The organism is Streptomyces sp. NPDC003016 (assembly GCF_053591455.1).
On record NZ_JBSFTV010000051.1, the window covers coordinates 30,104 to 45,294 of the forward strand.

General features: G+C 72.4%; 12 protein-coding genes. 7 read left to right on the forward strand and 5 right to left on the reverse strand.

Features of this window, described 5'->3' with window-relative positions:
• Window positions 1-3: 3 nt before the first annotated feature.
• The 5 genes from ACWDZ4_RS31095 to ACWDZ4_RS31115 all read right to left on the reverse strand — a co-directional run bounded on the left by ACWDZ4_RS31095 (window position 4) and on the right by ACWDZ4_RS31115 (window position 4,842).
• The gene (locus ACWDZ4_RS31095; RefSeq protein ID WP_451511724.1) at window positions 4-816 is read right to left on the reverse strand and encodes a thioesterase II family protein; all 813 of its coding nucleotides are present in this window, start codon (window positions 814-816) and stop codon (window positions 4-6) included.
• An 80-nt stretch (window positions 817-896) separates the two neighbouring features.
• Window positions 897-2,465, reverse strand: a complete 1,569-nt coding sequence (locus ACWDZ4_RS31100; protein WP_451511725.1) for an amino acid adenylation domain-containing protein — start codon at window positions 2,463-2,465, stop codon at window positions 897-899.
• Window positions 2,462-3,829 (reverse strand): ATP-grasp domain-containing protein, encoded by a 1,368-nt coding sequence (locus ACWDZ4_RS31105; protein WP_451511726.1) that lies wholly within the window; start codon window positions 3,827-3,829, stop codon window positions 2,462-2,464. Before ACWDZ4_RS31105 ends, ACWDZ4_RS31100 begins: the two co-directional genes overlap by 4 nt.
• Window positions 3,826-4,095, reverse strand: coding sequence for a phosphopantetheine-binding protein (locus ACWDZ4_RS31110; RefSeq protein ID WP_451511727.1), 270 nt, complete (start codon window positions 4,093-4,095; stop codon window positions 3,826-3,828). The genes ACWDZ4_RS31105 and ACWDZ4_RS31110 overlap by 4 nt, the downstream gene beginning before the upstream one ends.
• 9 nt (window positions 4,096-4,104) lie before the next feature.
• Window positions 4,105-4,842, reverse strand: a complete 738-nt coding sequence (locus tag ACWDZ4_RS31115) for a thioesterase II family protein (RefSeq protein WP_451511728.1) — start codon at window positions 4,840-4,842, stop codon at window positions 4,105-4,107.
• A gap of 391 nt (window positions 4,843-5,233) precedes the next feature.
• On the opposite strand from ACWDZ4_RS31115, the gene ACWDZ4_RS31120 reads away from it, so the two are divergent.
• The 7 genes from ACWDZ4_RS31120 to ACWDZ4_RS31150 all read left to right on the forward strand — a co-directional run bounded on the left by ACWDZ4_RS31120 (window position 5,234) and on the right by ACWDZ4_RS31150 (window position 15,007).
• Window positions 5,234-5,446 (forward strand): phosphopantetheine-binding protein, encoded by a 213-nt coding sequence (locus ACWDZ4_RS31120; protein ID WP_451511729.1) that lies wholly within the window; start codon window positions 5,234-5,236, stop codon window positions 5,444-5,446.
• Between the two features lie 2 nt (window positions 5,447-5,448).
• A complete protein-coding gene (locus tag ACWDZ4_RS31125; RefSeq protein ID WP_451511730.1) occupies window positions 5,449-7,020 on the forward strand; it encodes an amino acid adenylation domain-containing protein in 1,572 nt (523 codons plus the stop codon).
• On the forward strand, window positions 7,017-11,360 hold the full coding sequence (locus tag ACWDZ4_RS31130; protein ID WP_451511731.1) for a non-ribosomal peptide synthetase: 4,344 nt from the start codon (window positions 7,017-7,019) through the stop codon (window positions 11,358-11,360). Before ACWDZ4_RS31125 ends, ACWDZ4_RS31130 begins: the two co-directional genes overlap by 4 nt.
• An 806-nt stretch (window positions 11,361-12,166) precedes the next feature.
• The gene (locus ACWDZ4_RS31135; RefSeq protein WP_023586116.1) at window positions 12,167-12,370 is read left to right on the forward strand and encodes a cold-shock protein; all 204 of its coding nucleotides are present in this window, start codon (window positions 12,167-12,169) and stop codon (window positions 12,368-12,370) included.
• A 337-nt stretch (window positions 12,371-12,707) separates the two neighbouring features.
• Window positions 12,708-14,198, forward strand: coding sequence for a DEAD/DEAH box helicase (locus tag ACWDZ4_RS31140; protein WP_451511732.1), 1,491 nt, complete (start codon window positions 12,708-12,710; stop codon window positions 14,196-14,198).
• Window positions 14,199-14,243: 45 nt separating this feature from the next.
• Window positions 14,244-14,648: a CBS domain-containing protein gene (locus tag ACWDZ4_RS31145; protein WP_451511733.1), complete on the forward strand. Its 405-nt coding sequence runs from the start codon at window positions 14,244-14,246 to the stop codon at window positions 14,646-14,648.
• Between the two features lie 50 nt (window positions 14,649-14,698).
• Window positions 14,699-15,007, forward strand: a complete 309-nt coding sequence (locus ACWDZ4_RS31150; RefSeq protein ID WP_451511734.1) for an SCO5918 family protein — start codon at window positions 14,699-14,701, stop codon at window positions 15,005-15,007.
• Window positions 15,008-15,191: the final 184 nt, after the last annotated feature.

The following is a 15,191-nucleotide window of genomic DNA, read 5'->3' on the forward strand; positions in this document are numbered from 1 at the left end:
CTTTCATACGGGCCGGGCGCGATCAGGGCGGTGTCCGGTGGCCTGCGCCTCGCGACGCCATTCGGCAAGGAGTTCCGGATAGTGCGGATCGAGGAAGAAGTGGCCTCCTGAGAGCACCCGGACCGAGGTTTTGCCGGTGCCGAGTTCCGCCCAGCCGGCCGCGGCCGGAGCGCCGACGAGCGGGTCCTCCTGCCCCAGCAGCACGGTGAGGGGGACGTCGATCTTCGCGCCGGCGAACCGGTAGCGCCGGATCATCCGCAGATCGGCCTGCAGCGTGGTGGCCGCGATGCGCAGCAGCTCCGGGTGGTCGAAGACCTCTTGCGCCGCCCCTCGCAGCTCGCGCAGTACGCCGACGGGGTCCGCGGTCTCCAGACGGTGGCCGGCGGCGCCGGACGGGGCTTCGCTCCCGGCCACCACGAGCCGCATCGGGCGCGGTTCCCCAGCCGCGACGAGGCGGGTCGTCACCTCGTAGGCGAGCAGCCCTCCCATGCTGTGGCCGAGCATGACGTAGGGGACCCGGGTTTCCCGCAGGCGGACCGAGAGGGCCTCGGCGATGTGGTCGGCGATCCGGTCCGGGTCCCGCGGCTCCTGTTCGGCGATACGGGACTCCCGGCCGGGCAGCAGGACACAGGTGCAGAGGGTCGCCGGGCCGACGGCCCGGCGCAGGGCGGAGAAGGACCCGGAGGCACCGCCGGCCGGGGGGAAGCACACCACGTGGAGCTCGGGCACCGGGTGGGCCGGAACGGTGGTCCGCAGCCAGGTGCCGGCGGTGGACGCCGGGGACGCGGCCGGGGAGCCGTGGGGTGACGCGGGCATGTGGTGGCCGCCTTCCTGGTGTGAGCGGGTGTTCCGGCAGGACGCGCGGGACCGCGCGGCCGGTGCGGTCGGACGGGAGGTCAGCGGGCCGGCGCCTCGGCCCGCCCCGCGACGACGGCTGCCGCGGCCGCCCTCCGGATTCCGGCATGGTCGAGCTTTCCGTTGCCCCCGAGGGGCAGCGTGGCGAGCCAGAGACAGGCCGTCGGCACCATGTACTCCGGCAGGAGGGTCCTGAGGTGCTCCACGATCACCGGCTCCGGCTGCTCGGTACCGGTCAGTACGGCGGCCAGGCAGGGTGAGCCGTCGCGGTCCACCACCACGGCCACGGCTTCGAGCACGGCCGGGTGCCGACGCAGGGCCGCCTCGATGTCGCCCAGTTCGATCCGGTAGCCGCTCAGCTTGATCTGCCGGTCCAGACGGCCGAGGTGGACCAGGCGGCCGTGCTCCAGCCGTACCCGGTCGCCCGTCCGGTACCAGTGCTCGGCGGTGGGCACTCTCCCCGTGAAGGGGGTGGCGGCCCCTGCGGTGAAGCTCAGGAAGCGGCCGGTGTTGTCTGCGGGGTCCAGATAACCGCCGAAGCGCTGTACGCCGCGGAGGCAGAGCTCGCCGTCCTCGGCCGGGTGTCCGTCCTCGTCGAGGACGAGGTGCTCCAGCGCGGGGTAGACCTCTCCGATGGGCACGGTGCCGTTGCTCGGCTCCGGCCACTCCCGCTCGTCCTCGGGGAGCCGGTACTCGGCGCAGGCGACGGTGACCTCCGTCGGGCCGTACACGTTGTCGATGACGCTGTACGGCGCCGCTTCCCGCCAGGCGCATGCCTGTTCAAGGGTGAGCTGTTCCCCGATGAACTGGCTGTGCCGCAGGCCGGGCATCGTGCCCGCCGGGATCGCCCCGATGCGCTGGGCGAGGGAGACCACGGAGGGCACCGAGAACCAGTGGGTGATGCGGTGCCGGTTGACGTATCGGGCCGGCAGGAGCAGTTCGCGTCCTTCGGGCACCACGAGCGCGGCGCCCGCGCCCCAGGCGCAGAAGAGGTCGAAGACCGACGGGTCGAAGGTGAGCTCGAAGGTGTGGGAGAGCCGGCTGTCCGCTGTCACCCGGTGGCGCGCGACGGCGTGGCGTACATAGGCGAGAGCGTTGCGGTGCGTGATCGGGACACCCTTGGGCTGTCCGGTCGAGCCCGAGGTGAAGAGCAGGTAGGCATCCCTGTCCGGGCCCGCCGCGCCCGGCAGGGGCCGCAGGGGCTCTGCGGGCTCGGGCAGGTCCAGCAGGCCGGCACAGGGCGTGCCGTGCTCGGCCCACTCCGGCGGCGGTGAGACGCCGAGTGCCAGGGGGACCGAGGCCGAGGCCATGATGGCGGCCGCGCGGAACGCCGGGGTCGCCGGGCCGATGGGGACGACGACGCAGCCGGCCCGCAGGATGCCGAGGTAGGCGGCGTAGGTCTGAAGGTGCCGGACCGCGTACAGGGCCACGCGCTGACCCGGCCGGACACCGCGCCCGAGAAGTTCGGAGGCGACCGCGTCGGCCCGTGCCGCGAGTTCCCGGTACGTCAGCGACATCCGGCCCTGCTCGACGGCCACCCGGTCCGGGTGCTGTCCGGCGGACTCGGTGAAGAGTCCCGCGAGGTCGTCTGCCCCGTCGGCTGCTGTCATGCTCGCCTGCCCCCCGGTGGCTTTCCTTGGGCCCGCCGGCTCGGCGCGAAGCGCTGGAGCCAGGGATCGTTCTCCAGACCGTCGGCGGCGAACAGCCCGGCGATGCCCCGCACGACCTGCGCGACCGTCGCGTCCATCTCCTCCGCCGTCCCGAAGCGCACGGTGACGTTGGCCGCGCGGAATCCCGTGTCACCGCGGGCCGCGCCGAACTCGGCCGTCTCGTCCACGCCGACGACTCCCGGCAGCGCGCGCAGGTCGGCGCGGGCCACGCGAGAGGCGACGGTGCCCTCCTGGTGCGGGAACGGGACGAACAGCCCCATCATGAACCCGTCCCGGCCGAGCTCCGCCGACTGCTCCACCAGCCGGTCCGCGGGCCCCTCCCCGAGGGCCAGGGCCAGGGCGGCACGCACCAGGTCCGGGCCGCCCAAGGGGCGGAGCAGGCGGGTCAGATGCCCTCCCACCCGGCCGTTGACCTCGATCACCTCGACGTCCGCGGGCGTGACCCGGAGTTCGGTGTGGGTGACGCGGTACCGGGTGCCGAGGGCGTCGAGCGCCTCGCCGGTCCGCTTGAGGACCAGGCCGCGAACCTCCGCGGGCAGCCGGCTGGGCACAATGTCCCCAGTGACCCGGACGCTGTCCGACCCCTCGGTCCCGGCCCGGCTCCGGATGTTCACCGGTGCCTTGTCGAAGACCGCGCAGTGCAGCCTGCGGGTCGACGTGCTGATGGTCTCGACGGAGACGAAGTCAGCCAGCCAGGGAACACCGGAGGGATGCACGGACGGCGGGATCAGGCCCTCCAGCAGCAGTCCCTCCCAGGAGGTCCGGTGCGCGAGCACGTGGTGCACATCGCCCGGGCCGTGGACGAAGGTCACGCCCTGTCCGCCGACCGCCCGCCGGGGTTTGAGCACGGCGGGCAGGCGGACTTCCCGCAGCGCCCGGCGGAATCCGTCCCTGGAGTCGACCGGCGCGAACCGCAGCGAGGAGAGCCCGGCCCGCTCGAAGGCGTGCCGCTGGCCGAGTTTGTCCCAGGGCCGGTCGGTGGCCGGCGCACCCGGCAGGTCCAGCGCGGTGAGCAGACGGTCCGTGAAGTCGAGCTCGTCGTCGTGGAAGGTGGTCAGTCCGCCCAGCCCGAGGCCCGCGACCGACGCGACCGTACCGCTCTCGGAGAGGAGGTGCACCGGGAGCATCGCCCTGGCCAGGTGCACGAGTTCCGGGTGCTCCTCGGCGACCGGGCGGCGAAACAGCAGGACCGGGCGGCAGACGCCCTGGGCCGCCCGGTAGATCTCCCGGAGACCCGCGGCTCCGTACGGTCGGTGCACCACCCCCACCAGCGGCAGGGAGGCGTCGCCCGCGGGCGCGGTCACCACGCCACCCCGGACTCCGGACGGGCGGCCGAGGCCGATGTGCCGCAGGCGGTGATGACGGCCTGCAGGGTCCCTTCGATAAACAGGGCCTCAAGAGGGAATTCAATGCCCAGCCGACTTTCCAGGCGTTTGACCAGCCGGGCCGCCTGCATGGAATTTCCCCCGAGCTCGAAGAAATCGTCTTCCGGTTCGGACCGGTGAATGTCGAGAACTGCGCACCATTCCTGGCGGACGGCTCTTTCGAGGTCATCGCGATCGGAGCTCATGTCATCCCTTCAACGCACTCCGGAATCGGATCTGTCCGAATGGGCCGCCTCGAACACGGAATGTGCGAGCGGCTCCCAGGCAGGGCCCGGAAGCAATCGCGCCCCCTCGACGGAATGGACGCGCACCGGCCCTGTCGTGACGGCGGACCAGGCCTCGGCCGCTGCCCGGTCGAGTACCGGATCCGCGGTGGCGAAGAATGCGTCGACCCGCAGGGGCAGGGGCTCGCGCCGCGGAAGGCGGGCAGCGGTGTCCGCCAGCCGCAGATCGGCCGCGATGGCCGGTTCGAGCATGGGGAAGACGACCGGATCGTCCAGTACGTCGTCCGGCATGACACCGGTCCGCCGCATCTCGGCGCGCACATCGGTGACGGCCGGACCCTGGTCGCCGTGGCCGGGCGGCTCGCCGGCCACCAGCAGCCCGGCGGGCCCTTCCCGGCCGTCCCGCCGGAGCCGGTGGGCCACTTCGAGAGCGAGCAGCGCCCCGAAGCAATGGCCGAAGAAGACATAGGGCCGACCCGTGTCCAGCTCGGCGGCGATGTCCTCGACAAGCGGTTCCAGCGCTTCCGGCGGAGGTTCCCGCATCCGGTCCTCACGGCCCGCGAGCCGCACCGCTTCGAGTGCGAGGCCGCCCGGCACCGTTCGGGACCAGGTGCGAAACGGAACCGCGCCGGCGCCGGCCCACGGAAAACAGACCAAAGTGAGAAGAGGATCTCCTGCCGCCTTGAGGCGTACCACGTTACGTCCCACGAGCAGACTTTCCTCTCAACCTTGAGCCGGCGTTTACGGGTTCTCCGGGACGACGACGAACGGTTCCGAACTTGAATCCAAGCGGCGGTCTGAGGCGCAAGTCGTGTCAGATTTTCACAGCACCCGGATATTGCGCAACCCCTTGACGGACCGGCTCGCAGCTTCGTCAAATCCGCCAACCCCGGGGCCTCGGGCCCTCTTTGTGGTGGACGTTCGGATTCCGCTCGGGGCCGATCACCGCCCCTGATCGAATCCACACCGCGAAATCGGCCATCAACAAGCAAGATTCAGTCATTCGAACGCGCTCGGCGGCTGGATTCGGCCCCTCACGCCCAGCCGGTGCGACAGTTGCACGGCATCGCGCGAGGTTTTCAGACCAGGAGCACAGACCGTGAACGAGCAACACCTCCTCCGTATCGTCGCCGACGTGCTGAAGGCGCCGCACGTCACGATGGCGGACAGCTTCCACGACCTCGGCGGCACCTCTCTGCAGGCCATGCGGATCTGCGCCCGGATCGGGACGGAACTGGGTGTCCGGATCGCCCCGGAGCGCCTGTTCGAGAACGACACCCTGGCCGAGGCCCTGTCCGCGGGCGAGGCCTGACCGTGCGCCGCCCCGTTACCGCCGATCCGCGGCTCATCCACGAAGCGGTCGCCGGACGGGCGCGGTCGCACCCGTCCGCCGTCGCGGTCGTCCACCGGGGCGAGCGCGTCGACTACGCCGCGCTCGACGCCGCCGCGGAGGTCTACGCCCGTTCCCTGCGTGCGGCGGGTGTGGGACCCGGCGCCACTGTGCCCGTCCTGCTCCCTCGCTCCGCCCGGCTGGTGGCCGTACTGCTCGCCGTGCTCAAGTGCGGTGCCGCGTACGCCGCCCTGGACCACCGGTGGCCGCCGGACCGCATCAACCGCATCACCGCCGTGCTGCGGTCCCCGGTCATGGCGGCCGAGACGGGAGCACCGGGGAACCTGCCCCGCTGGACCGTTCCCGAGGAGTCGCCCGGGCCGCCCGAACGGCGCCGCGGGGCCACGCCGTCGGCCCGTCCGCCCCTGCCGGTCGAAGCCTCCCGGGCCGCCACCGTCTTCTTCACGTCCGGCAGTTCCGGCGCCCCCAAGAAGGTCCTCTCCCCGCACCGTGCGACCACTCGTCTCTTCCGGGAAGCCGGATGGGCGGACTTCGGGCCCGGCCGAGTGGTGCTGCAAGCCGCCCCCGTCTCCTGGGACGCCTTCAGCCTGGAGCTCTGGGGTCCGCTGACCACAGGCGGCACCTCGGTCATCGCCGACACGGACTACCTCCTCCCCGACACCCTCGCCGAACTCGTCGGCGCCGTCGGGGTGGACACGGTCTGGCTGACCTCCTCGCTGTTCAACCTCCTCGTCGACGAGGAGGATCCGCGCAGGCCCTGCTTCACCGGTCTGCGCCAGGTCCTGACCGGCGGTGAACGGCTCTCGCCCGGCCACGTGGCCCGCTTCCTGGCCCGGTACCCGGAGATCACCCTGATCAACGGGTACGGGCCGGTGGAGAACTGCGTGTTCGCCACCACGCACCGGGTCACCCCGGCGGACTGCGCCGCCCCGGGAGGCATCCCCATAGGCCTCCCGGTACCCGGCACCTCAGTGCACATCCTGGCCGGGGAACAGGTCCTCCCCCCGGGCACCGTGGGCGAGATATGCCTGGCCGGTGAGGGCCTGGCCGTCGGCTACCTCGATGACGCCGACGCCACGGCGGCCGCCTTCCCCACCATCGTCCTCGACGGGGCACCGGTGCGCGTGTACCGGACGGGAGACCTGGGCCTGCTGGACCCCGGCGGCGTACTGCACTTCCGCGGCCGCACCGACCTCCAGGTCAAGATCTCCGGACACCGCGTCGAACCGGGCGAGATCGAGAGCGCCGCCCGCCGTATCCCCGGTGTCCGGGAAGCCGCCGTGGTGGCCGTTCCCGCTCCGGGCGGCGGACACGACCGGCTCGCCATGTTCTACACCGCGGACGCCTCCACCGACCCCGCTCCTCCGTCGGTACGCCGCGCCCTTGCCGACCGGCTGCCCCGCTACCTCGTGCCGCACAGCGTCCACCGCCGTGCGGCCCTGCCGACCACGGCCACCGGCAAGCTCGACCGCGGCAGCCTGCTCGCCTCCCTGGGCCCCGTCCCGCCGCCTGCCCGGAAGGCGCCCTCCCGTTGACACCCGCCCCGGATCCGGCCGGCCCGCCGGCTCCCGACTACCCGATGTCGTTCGAGCAGGAGTCGATCTGGCTCAACGACCAGTTCCAGGACGGTCCGTCCCGGTACGTCGAGTCCTGGGCCTACCGGTTGCGCGGTGCCCGCGTCGACCCCGCTGCCGTCCAGCGGGCCCTCACCGGGATCGTGACCCGGCACGAGGCCCTGCGCAGCCGCCTCGCCCTCGTCGGCGGCGAGCCGCGGCAGACGGTGCTGGCGCCGCCGGCCCGGGTGGATCTGGACATCCGGTGGGTGGACCCGCCGCAGCTGGACGCCGCCGCCGCGGTGGCGGCGGCCCGGCCGGTGGCCCCGGGCCAGGGTCCGCTGCCGCGGGCCACCCTGCTGCGACTCGCCGAGGACGACGCCGTCCTCGTGGTGGCGCTCCACCACGCGGTGATCGACGGCTGGTGCTTCAGCCTGCTGGACACCGAGTTCAGCGCCCACTACCGTGCCGCGCTGGACGGGACGGATCCCGGCCTGCCGGACCTTCCGCTGCAGTTCGGCCCGTACGCCCTGGAGCAGCGCCGGACGTACGGCGAGACCCGCGCGGACTGCCTGGCGTACTGGCGGGAGACCCTGCGCGGCGCCCCGCCGGAGTCCTCCCTCCCCGCGGACCGGCCCCGGCCCCCGGTGTTCGGCACGGCCGGTGACCGGATCGAGTTCACGCTGGACGCCGCGATCGGGGCCGGGGTCCGCGACCTCGCCCGCAGGACGCGGAGCACCTCGTTCACGGTCCTGGCCGCGGCACTGACCGCGCTGGTCTCCCGGCTCTCCGGGCAGGACGACGTGGTGCTCGGCACCCCCGTCTCCCGTCGGGACGAGGAGGCGCTCGAACCGATGATCGCCTGTCTGACCGACGTCCTGCCGCTGCGTCTGCGCGTACCGGCCGGCCTCTCCTTCGCCGGGCTGATCACCCGGGCCAAGGACCAGGTGTGGGGCGCGGTGCGGCACCGCGGCGTCCCCTGCTCCCATCTGGTCCGCGAACTGGGTACGGAGCGCACGCCGAGCCGTTTTCCGCTCTTCCAGGTGGTCTTCGGGCTCGACGACGCCCCGGAGCCCGCGCTGGACCTCCCCGGGATCACCGCCGAGCGGCTGTACCTCCACCCGGGCACCGCCAAGTACGACGTCTTCCTGCACCTGGTGCCCGAGCGGGGTGGGTTCCGCGGATTCCTGGAGTTCTCCACCGACCTGTTCGACCGCGCCACCGCCCGGCGCCTGGCGGAGCGGCTGCGGACCCTGCTGGCCGATGCCCTGGTCCGCCCCGACCAGCCGGTCCAGGAACTGGACGTACTGCCCGCCGACGAGCGCCGGCTGCTCCTCGGCGCCTGGTCGCGGGGGCCGTCCCTGACCGGGCCGCGGCCGCTCGCGCACGAGTCCTTCGCCGCGCAGGCCGCCCGCACGCCCGACGCGCGGGCGGTGGTGCACGGGGACCGGGTTCTCACCTACGCCGAGCTGGACCGGGCGGCGGAGGCGGTGGCCGGGCACCTGGTGGCGCGGGGCACCCACGGGACTCCGGTGGGCGTCTGCCTGCCGCGCTGCCCGGAGCTGGCGGTCGCGGTGCTGGGCGTGCTCAAGGCGGGCAGCGGCTGTCTGCCCCTCGACCCCGCCCTCCCCGCCGACCGGATCGCCGGCATGGCGGCCGACAGCGGCATCCGGGTCGCGCTGGTCCAGCCGGACCTGGCCCGGCTCCTGCCGCCGGGAGTGGAGGCGGTGCCGGTGCCCCCGGACGCGCCCCCGGCAGCGCCGACGGCCCGGCTGCCCGTCGTGGCGCCCGAGGACCGGGCCTACCTGATCTACACCTCCGGCTCGACCGGCCGCCCCAAGGGGGTGGTCATGCCGCACCGGTCCCTGGCCAACCTGCTGGCCTGGCAGCGAGAACGCTCCCCGGCGGGTCCCGGCACCCGGACGCTCCAGTTCGCGTCGCCCGGCTTCGACGTCGCCTTCCAGGAACTGTTCAGCACCTGGGCCTCCGGCGGCACCCTCGTCATGACCGACGACGAGGCCCGTCGCGACCCGGCCCGTCTCCTCGACCTGCTGGCGGCCGAGCGGATCGAGCGGGTGTTCCTGCCGTTCGTGGCCCTCCAGCAGCTCGCCGACTACGCCTGCGCCACCGGGCGTTCGGCCGCGACCCTCCGGGAGGTCATCACCGCGGGCGAGCAACTCCACGCCACACCCGCCCTCCGGGAGTTCTTCCGTTCCCTGGCTCCCCACGCAGTGCTGGAGAACCAGTACGGGCCGTCCGAGACCCATGTGGTCACCGCGGAACGCCTGGGCTCCGACCCGGCCGCCTGGCCCGGGCTGCCTCCCATCGGCCGTCCCGTGCCCGGGGCCCGGGTACTGCTGCTGGACGACCGGCAGCGGCTCTGTCCCGTGGGCACGGCCGGGGAGATCTGTGTCGGAGGCCGGGCCGTGGCCACCGGGTACGTGGGGGACCCGGAGCTGACCGCGCGGAAGTTCGTGCCGGACCCCTTCCGCCCGTCCGCCGTCCTCTACCGCACCGGCGACCTGGCCCGGCATCTGCCGGACGGGCGGATCCAGTTCCTGGGCCGGCGCGACGAACAGGTCAAGATCCGCGGATACCGGGTGGAGACCGGGGAGGTGGCCGCTGCGGTCCGGGCCGTGCCCGGAGTGGCCGACGCCGTGGTGGTGGCCCGGACCGCCGCCCCTCCGGGCGGGACCCGCCTGGTCGCCTACTACCTGCCGGGCGACGGGGCCGCCCCGGAACCGGAGCTGCTGCGCCGCGCGGTGGCGCGGCGGCTCCCGGACCCCATGGTGCCCGCCGTGTGGGTGCCGCTGGAGCGGTTTCCACTCACGGCAAGCGGCAAGCTGGACCGGGCCGCGCTGCCGCCGCCCGATGCCCTGGGAACGGAGCCGGACGGCAGGTTCCGGGCACCGAGGACCCCCTCGGAGCGGCGGATCGCGGAAGTGTGGCAGGAACTGCTCGGGGGCGTCCGGGTGGGTGTGCACGACGACTTCTTCGCCCTGGGCGGGCACTCCCTGCTCGCCACCCGCCTGGTGCTGAGACTCCGTCAGGAGATGGGCGTGGAGATCCCGCTCGGAGCGCTGGCCCTGACCCCGACCGTGGCGGGGCTCGCCGAGTTCGCCGAGTCCACCGAGCGCGGCATCCGGGGCGCGGCCTTCGACCCGGGGGCCGACACCGAGCTGCCCGCCGACATCCTTCCGGCCGCCGAAACGATTCGGGTGGCGGCGGATCCCCAGGACGTGCTGGTGACCGGAGCCACCGGCTTCCTCGGCGCGTTCACCGTCCGCGCCCTGCTCGACCGCACCCGGGCCCGGGTGCACTGCCTGGTGCGCGGCGCGGACCGGAAACGGGCGGCCGCCCGGCTGCGTTCCGCCATGACGGGCTACGGCATCTGGGACGAGTCCTGCGAACGGAGGATTTCCGTCATCCCCGGTGATCTGGCGGAGACCCGCCTGGGCCTGTCCGGTGCCGCCTTCGACGAACTGGCCCGCAGGGTGGACTCCGTGTACCACGTCGGGGCGGCGGTGAACCTCGTATCCCCGTACGAGCGACTCAAGGCGGCCACGGTGGACGGCACGGCGCGGATCCTGCGGCTGGCGGCCCGGCACCGCAGTGTGCCGGTGCACCACGTGTCCACCGTGGGTGTGTTCACGGGCCATGCCGACCTGCCGGTCGGCCCCGAGCACCCGACCGGTCCACCCGGCGCCCTGGAGCACGGCTACACCCGGAGCAAGTGGGTCGCCGAACAACTCGTCGCGGCCGCCCGGGCCCGGTCCCTGCCGGTCACCGTCCACCGGCCGACCCGGATCACCGGCCACAGCCGCACGGGCGCCTGCCAGACCGGTGACTACCTGTGGCTGATCCTCAAGGGCTGCGTCCAGGCCCAGGCCGCCCCCGCCCGCGTGGACACCGCCTTCGACCTGGTGCCCGTGGACTACGTCGCCGAAGCCGTCGTCGAGCTGTCCCTGCGGCCCGGGGCCGCGGGCCGGACCTTCCACCTGGCCGCCGGACGGCTGTCGCGGCTGGACACCGCGCTGGACCGGCTGCGCGCCCTGGGCCACCGGCTGCCGGGCATCGATCCGGACGAGTGGTTGCGCCGGATCGGCGAGGACCCGGACAACGCGGCGTTCCCGCTCCTCGCCACGCTGACCGCGGAGCTCACCGGCGGCGGTTCCGAAGGACGCCTCTCCTTCGACGGCTCCGCCACCGACGCCGCCCTGGCCGGTTCCGGTGTGGTCCGTCCGGAGGACGAAGAGAAGCTGTTTGCCCTCTGCGTCGACCACTTCACCCGTATCCGGTGGCTGCCGGAGCCCGGCGGGTAGGGCGGGGCCTGCGGCAAGGCGACGCCGGACCTCCGCCACCGCCCGTGGTCCGTCCGGGGGTGAGGGGAGGACAAGGAGCGGCAGCGGACGTACGGGAAGCCGGTCGGCCCCGTATCTCCCGGGCCGGTCCCCCAGGCCCGTGCGAAGGCCCTTTCCGTTCGTCTCCGCAGCCGGCCGGTGACGGGTTGTCTCCAGGGCTTTTCGGGGTTCAGTCGACGCTCGTTGACCACTGTCCCAAGACATCACCGCCGACCACGCACGCTCCCGGCGAGCGAGACATCGAGGAGCGTGCGTCCGTGGCGGCCCATTCGCCGGCCCCGTGCGGCAACCCACCGCCGTAGATCCTCAGGCGGTCAGCGGGGGAGTGGCCGCCCTCAGGGATCCCGTCCCAGGGCGTCGTTACGAGGTGCTGGACGCCTCCTGAAGGGCGATCTCGCGGACGGCCGCGTACGGTGTCGCGCCTTGGCAGCCCTGGTTGCAGTCCGCGACACCGCTCCTCCTGGAAGGCTGCACTCCGAGTGAATCAATATGTGTGCCCGCGAGGTGAGAGTTTGCTGGGCCATGTAGTGAGAGTTTTTGCCGCGATGGGCAAAAGGGAATTATGTGGCGTGCGCAGGACGTTCCAGCGTGCTACTGTCGATCTCAGTTGCAGTTGTGGTTCCCAAAACTTCAAGTGCCCCCATTCGGTTCCGGCCGGATGGGAGCGCTTTTGTATTTCCGGTCATTTTCCGGGCGGGGTAATCATCGCGGCGACACGGCATCCGCGCAGTGCGGATTCCGATGTACTGCCCCAAAGGAGATATGACATGGCTGCTGGTACCGTGAAGTGGTTCAACGCGGAAAAGGGCTTCGGCTTCATCGAGCAGGACGGTGGCGGCGCTGACGTGTTCGCCCACTACTCGAACATCGCCGCCCAGGGCTTCCGTGAGCTGCTCGAAGGCCAGAAGGTGACCTTCGACATCGCGCAGGGCCAGAAGGGCCCGACGGCCGAGAACATCGTTCCGGCCTGACGCTGACTTTGTAGCCGGGGCCCGCATCCTTCGGGGTGCGGGCCCCGGCTGCGTGCATTTCCCGCGGCGTTTCAACCTGCGGGACGACGCGGAGGAATCCGCAGTCTCACCACACGCGGCTCTCCCTTCGGGGAGGCGGCCGATCCTGAAGAGCTGCACCGCAGTCGACGCCTGGACTCCACGTCCCCACCGCGTCTTTACTTCAGCACCTGCGCCCGAGTGGATTTTCGCCGGCCAGATGTGCTTTCTCTTTCCATCGGTCCATACTTGTAATTCTTCATGCCGCTCATCGCTGCGGGAATTCCTTGATATGTGCCACATCGAGGAAAGGTTCCCCATGAACCGTACCCGTACGAACGACCGCTCCGCCCGCACCCGTGAGGGCGGTACCGACGCCGGAAAGGGCGGCAGCCGCTTCGGCTCGCCGGCACCGCGCCGTTCCGGCGGGTCCGCCCGTTCCGGCGGTTACGGCCGTCGGCCCGCCGTCCAGGGTGAGTTCGCGCTCCCCAGGACGATCACTCCCGCGCTGCCCGCCGTCGAGGGCTTCGCCGATCTCGACATGCCCGAGCAGCTACTGGCCGAACTCGGCAGGCAGGGCGTGACCGCACCGTTCCCGATCCAGGGCGCGACGCTGCCGAACTCCCTGGCGGGCCGTGACGTCCTGGGCCGCGGACGCACCGGCTCCGGCAAGACCCTCGCCTTCGGCCTCGCCCTGCTGGCCCGCACCGCTGGACAGCGGGCTGAGCCCCGCCAGCCGCTGGGGCTGATCCTCGTACCGACGCGTGAGCTGGCGCAGCAGGTGACCGACGCGCTCACTCCCTACGCCCGCTCCGTCAGGCTGCGGCTGGCCACGGTGGTGGGCGGGATGTCGATCGGCAAGCAGGCCGGCGCGCTCCGAGGCGGGGCCGAGGTCGTCGTCGCGACCCCGGGCCGGCTCAAGGACCTCATCGACCGTGGCGACTGCCGGCTGAACCAGGTGGGCATCACGGTGCTGGACGAGGCCGACCAGATGGCTGACATGGGGTTCATGCCGCAGGTCACCGCGCTGCTCGACCAGGTGCGTCCGGAGGGGCAGCGGATGCTGTTCTCCGCCACCTTGGACCGTAACGTCGACCTGCTGGTGCGCCGCTACCTGACCGACCCCGTCGTGCATTCGGTCGACCCGTCGGCCGGTGCGGTCACGACGATGGAGCACCATGTCCTGCACGTCCAGGGCGCCGACAAGCACGCCGCCACGACCGAGATCGCCGCCCGTGACGGCCGCGTGATCATGTTCCTGGACACCAAGCACGCCGTCGACCGGCTGACCCAGGACCTGCTCAACAGCGGGGTACGGGCCGCCGCGCTGCACGGCGGCAAGTCGCAGCCGCAGCGCACCCGGACGCTGGCGCAGTTCAAGACGGGGCACGTCAGTGTGCTGGTGGCGACCAATGTCGCGGCGCGCGGCATCCACGTCGACCATCTCGACCTCGTCGTCAACGTCGACCCGCCGACCGACCACAAGGACTACCTCCACCGCGGCGGCCGTACCGCTCGCGCCGGCGAGTCCGGCAGCGTCGTCACCCTGGTCACACCGAACCAGCGCCGCGACATGGTCCGCCTCATGTCGGACGCCGGAATCCGGCCGCAGACCACCCAGATCCGCTCGGGCGACGAGGCCCTGAGCCGGATCACCGGAGCCCAGGCCCCGTCCGGCATCCCGGTCGTCATCACCGCACCGGTGGCCGAACGCCCCAAGCGCGGCGCCTCCTCCCGGAGCCGACGCCGCCCCTCTTCGGCGACCCGGCGCACCCCCGTACGCCAGTCCGCCTTCGACGCGGCGGCCTAAGCCTTCGTGATCAGGAAACTGACCCATCTCTGTAGGAGGCACCTTTTGACGCTGGTTCAGATGCGGCTCCGCCCGGCGGGCGCCATCCCCGTGCACAGGGCGGTGGTCGAGGTCATGGACGCGGCCGGGCCGCAGGTCTGCGACGACATGAGCGTCGAGGTGGCGCTGGCCGTCATGGCCGCCGCACGCACGGGACGGCTGGCCGTCTGCGACCGGGACGGTCAGTGCACCGGCCTGGTCACCCAGGCCGAACTCGCCGCGGTCCGTGACAGCTCCGCCTACACGGACCGCGTCCGCCTGCGCGACATCCTCGGCGACCACGGATCCCTCACCTCACCCGTGACCCCTGCTTCCGAAGCCGAGCACGCGATGCGCTCTCTCCGGCTCGGTGCCCCGCCGGTGGCCGACGAGCAAGGCTGCGCCCCGGGCATCCTCGCTCTCTCCCGCTGAACCGCATCACCCCTGGTCGGACCGTTCCCCCCTTCTCCCTGTGAGGCCACATGCGCTGCGTCATTGCCCGCTTCCCCTTCGAGCTCACCAAGAGCGGTGTGCTGGAATCGATGAAGGGCGTCAAGCCCGAACCGGGCGTCGGCGAATCCGTGATCATCGGCCGCCGCCACTACCCCTTCAAGCAGGTCGGCCAGGTCATCACCCGCCAGGACCGACGTGATTTCAGCGCCGCCGAAGTCCTCCGGGCCATGACTCAGCTCGGCTTCACCTGCCGCACCCTCCCCACGGCCGCGCCCGTACGCATCCTCAGCCCGCTCCAGCAAGCTTCCGGGATGCTCGGCGCCCCCGTATCCGTCTGACCGGGGGAACAGAGCACGAGTCGGCACCTGACAGCGGTGTGGGCCCGACCGGCGCGCGTAGAACGCCCCTCAGGCGCTGGCCGCCGCCGAGGCGGCGTTCCGCGATCTCGCCGGGCGTACGGGCACGGCGGAGGCGGTGCTCCGGCGGTACGTCGAACCGGGTCCCGTGCTTCGGGTTGGAGAC

What these genes read in the sequence shown, in the direction of transcription:
- ACWDZ4_RS31095 (WP_451511724.1), bottom strand. Translation starts at nt 816, where the DNA reads ATGCCCGCGTCACCCCACGGCTCCCCGGCCGCGTCCCCGGCGTCCACC.
- ACWDZ4_RS31100 (WP_451511725.1), bottom strand. Translation starts at nt 2,465, where the DNA reads ATGACAGCAGCCGACGGGGCAGACGACCTCGCGGGACTCTTCACCGAG.
- ACWDZ4_RS31110 (WP_451511727.1), bottom strand. Translation starts at nt 4,095, where the DNA reads ATGAGCTCCGATCGCGATGACCTCGAAAGAGCCGTCCGCCAGGAATGG.
- ACWDZ4_RS31135 (WP_023586116.1), top strand. Translation starts at nt 12,167, where the DNA reads ATGGCTGCTGGTACCGTGAAGTGGTTCAACGCGGAAAAGGGCTTCGGC.
- ACWDZ4_RS31140 (WP_451511732.1), top strand. Translation starts at nt 12,708, where the DNA reads ATGAACCGTACCCGTACGAACGACCGCTCCGCCCGCACCCGTGAGGGC.
- ACWDZ4_RS31150 (WP_451511734.1), top strand. Translation starts at nt 14,699, where the DNA reads ATGCGCTGCGTCATTGCCCGCTTCCCCTTCGAGCTCACCAAGAGCGGT.